This window comes from uncultured Nitratireductor sp., from assembly GCF_913053745.1.
Classification (GTDB): Bacteria; Pseudomonadota; Alphaproteobacteria; order Rhizobiales; family Rhizobiaceae; genus Nitratireductor.
This window is the reverse complement of the sequence record NZ_CAJXGF010000252.1, coordinates 1-3054: the sequence shown is the minus strand read 5'-3', so window position 1 is coordinate 3054 and position 3054 is coordinate 1. Positions and strand designations below refer to the sequence as shown.

Sequence of the window (3054 nt, the reverse complement as noted above, 5' to 3'; positions counted from 1 at the left end):
GAAGCCGTAATGCTCGATCCAGCGCACATCGGCGTCGAAATAGTCGCGCAGGTCCGGCATGCCGTATTTCAGCGTGGCGATGCGGTCGATGCCCATGCCCCAGGCGAAGCCCTGATACACATCGGGATCGAGATTGCAGGCGCGCAGCACATTGGGGTGCACCATGCCGCAGCCGAGGATCTCCATCCAGTCATTGCCCTCGCCGAAGCGCACTTCGCCGGGCTGCGAGCGGTCGCACTGAATGTCCACTTCAAGGCTCGGCTCGGTGAAGGGGAAGAAGGAGGGGCGGAAGCGCATGTTGAGCTGCGGCACCTCGAAGAACGCCTTGCAGAATTCCTGCAGGACCCACTTCATGTTGGCGACATTGGCCGTCCTGTCGATCACCAGCCCTTCGAGCTGGTGGAACATGGGCGAGTGGGTCGCGTCCGAATCCTGCCGGTAGGTCTTGCCCGGAATGACGATGCGGATCGGCGGCTCCTGCGCCTCCATCGTGTGGATCTGCACCGGCGAGGTGTGCGTGCGCAGAAGCTTGCGCTCGCCCGTCTCATCCGGTGGAAAGAAGAAGGTGTCGTGCATCTCGCGGGCCGGGTGGCCTTCGGGGAAGTTCAGCGCAGTGAAATTGTAATAGTCGGTCTCGATGTCCGGCCCTTCGGCAATCGAAAAGCCCATATCGGCGAAGATCGCCGTGATCTCGTCGATCACCTGGCTGATCGGGTGTATGCGGCCGCGCTCGGCGGGTGGGCGGCGCACGGGCAGTGTCACATCGACGGTCTCGCGTTCGAGGCGTGCGTCGATGGCGGCGTCGCGCAGTTCGCTGCGCCGGGCGGTCAGCGCCTCGGAGACACGCGCCTTCAGGCCGTTGATCGCGGGCCCCATCACCTGCCGCTCTTCCGGCGACATGGAGCCGAGCGTCTTCAGCATTTGCGAGACAGAGCCCTTCTTGCCAAGCGCTTCCACACGCACGGCCTCGATTTCGGCTTCATTGCTGGCCGCCGCGATCTGTTCTGTAATGGATTTCTCCAACGCGTCGAGTTCGCTCATCCCTCTTGGCCCTTTCTGGCCTTAAAACTTGCAAAGAAAAACCCGCGCCAGCCGTGCCAGCGCGGGTTTCCCGAATTAAACCTGTATGCTTCGGGAAGCGCTAGCAGCGCATGGCCCCGAAAATCGCAGATTTTCAGAAAGGACCATGCGCCTTAACGCACCAGAGCGTCCTTTACGCGCCCCGAAGGGCGCGTGGCGCTCTAGGCTACAGCGCTTTCAAAAGCATTCGGGGTGGTATCCTTGAGGTACACGAGCGCTTCCTTGGACTTCTTCACCAGGGCGGCGAAGGCCTGCGGCTCGTGCACGGCCATGTCGGCCAGCACCTTGCGGTCGACCTCGATGCCGGCCTTGTTGAGGCCGTCGATGAAGCGGCCATAGGTCAGGCCGTGCTCGCGCACGCCGGCGTTGATGCGCTGGATCCACAGAGCGCGGAAATTGCGCTTGCGGGCCTTGCGATCGCGGTAGGCGTACTGCATCGACTTTTCGACCGCCTGCTTGGCGGTGCGGATGGTGTTCTTGCGGCGGCCATAGAAACCCTTTGCGGCTTTCATGACCTTCTTGTGCTTGGCGTGGGCGGTAACGCCCCTCTTTACGCGTGCCATGACATGATCTCCTTAAATGTGTTCCGGGTCTCTGCGATCACAGGCCGTAGGGCATGAACTTCTTCACGATCTTCGTATCGGGATCGGAAAGAACCATCGTGCCGCGGGCGTCGCGGATGAACTTGTTGGAACGCTTGATCATGCCGTGGCGCTTGCCAGCGGCTGCGACTTTCACCTTGCCGGTGGCGGTTACCTTGAACCGCTTCTTGACAGAAGACTTCGTCTTCATCTTGGGCATTTTGCTTCTCCGTTCTATCGCTCGCGCTGGATGTTCGGGCAAACGGCTCGATCAAGAGCGCCGGATATTCGGCGGCGGCTTTCGCCGCTTCTCGTCCACTCGGGTTCCCGCGTGCGCTTTTCAGCATTAAGGACCGCCACGGCATGCCCTGCCGGCCGGTCCAGGAACGCGGCCTTATAAGCGCTGTTTCGCGTTTGCGCAACTGCCGCGTGACTCGTTTGTTCGGGGTGCGGCTAAAAGAGCCGTACGAGGATCGGCAATGCGCCGCCGTCCTGCAAGGTTTCGATCAACTGGTAGGCCGGCGCCATCATATAAAATGCCAGTCCGTCGAGAAGCGTGCGATAAAGCCGCTTCGGCCTGATTTCGATTGCGTCCGGATCCTGGAAAAGCCGCCAGTCGGGCAAGAACGCGGGAACGCGGCTTCTGTAACGCTCATAGGCGGCGCCGAATTTCTCGCGCAAGAAGCGTTCCTCGCGCTTTGCCGTGAAATGCAGGAACAGCGCCGCGACAAACCCGCAGATCAGCGCGACCAGTATGCTGCCGGTCTGCGCGCCCACACCAAGCGCAGCAAGGGTAGAGAAGAGATAAAGGGGATTCCGGCACACGGAGTACGGCCCGGATTGCACGAGCTCTCCGGCCTTGCGTCCGCCAATATAGAGCGTGCACCACAGACGCCCCATGATCCCCACGCCGACGAAAGCCACACCGGTCAGCACGATGAAGACTTCCATATCGAATGTGTGCGGCTGGTAATCTTCCCATGTCGGACGGAACAGGAAGAGGAAGACGGTCAAAAGGAGTCCAGCACTCCAGAAGAGTTTGATGCGGTGACGTTGGAACGTGTGCAGCGCATCCTCGCCTACGTTCATGATTCTCTCCACAACCGAGCGTAAAAGCGGCAGGCTGGTGGGAGATATGGACTTTAATAAGTCCCCAACGCAAAACGGACCACCGATGCGGCAGTCCGTTTTCTGATTTCAGGCGAGAGGAGTCGGTCAGGTGGCGCGCGGCGCCAGAACCATCATCATCTGACGGCCCTCGAGCTTGGGCTCGGCTTCCACCTTGGCGATCGGCTCAACTTCTTCCTTGACCCGGTTGAGAAGCTGCATGCCGAGTTCCATATGCGCCATTTCGCGGCCGCGGAAGCGAAGTGTCAGCTTGACCTTGTCGCCG

At 60.7% G+C, this 3054-nt stretch carries 5 protein-coding genes; all 5 read right to left on the bottom strand.

Going from position 1 to position 3054, the window contains the following annotated elements; all coding sequences use genetic code 11:
• A partial coding sequence (gene pheS / locus QZ638_RS23035) for a phenylalanine--tRNA ligase subunit alpha (protein WP_295815043.1) occupies window positions 1–1041 on the bottom strand: 1041 nt, incomplete at its 3' end.
• Window positions 1042–1241: 200 nt separating this feature from the next.
• The gene (gene rplT / locus QZ638_RS23030) at window positions 1242–1643 is read right to left on the bottom strand and encodes a 50S ribosomal protein L20 (protein ID WP_295815041.1); all 402 of its coding nucleotides are present in this window, start codon (window positions 1641–1643) and stop codon (window positions 1242–1244) included.
• Between the two features lie 37 nt (window positions 1644–1680).
• On the bottom strand, window positions 1681–1881 hold the full coding sequence (gene rpmI, locus QZ638_RS23025; RefSeq protein WP_007009054.1) for a 50S ribosomal protein L35: 201 nt from the start codon (window positions 1879–1881) through the stop codon (window positions 1681–1683).
• Window positions 1882–2114: 233 nt separating this feature from the next.
• Window positions 2115–2750, bottom strand: a complete 636-nt coding sequence (locus QZ638_RS23020) for an isoprenylcysteine carboxylmethyltransferase family protein (RefSeq protein ID WP_295815038.1) — start codon at window positions 2748–2750, stop codon at window positions 2115–2117.
• A 126-nt stretch (window positions 2751–2876) separates the two neighbouring features.
• Window positions 2877–3054, bottom strand: a 178-nt coding sequence (infC, locus tag QZ638_RS23015) for a translation initiation factor IF-3 (protein ID WP_295815046.1), incomplete at its 5' end; no start/stop codon positions are given.

Bases quoted from the DNA above. Each gene is read 5' to 3' on its own strand.
- QZ638_RS23020 (WP_295815038.1), bottom strand. From the start codon at position 2,750: ATGAACGTAGGCGAGGATGCGCTGCACACGTTCCAACGTCACCGCATC.
- rplT (WP_295815041.1), bottom strand. From the start codon at position 1,643: ATGGCACGCGTAAAGAGGGGCGTTACCGCCCACGCCAAGCACAAGAAG.
- rpmI (WP_007009054.1), bottom strand. From the start codon at position 1,881: ATGCCCAAGATGAAGACGAAGTCTTCTGTCAAGAAGCGGTTCAAGGTA.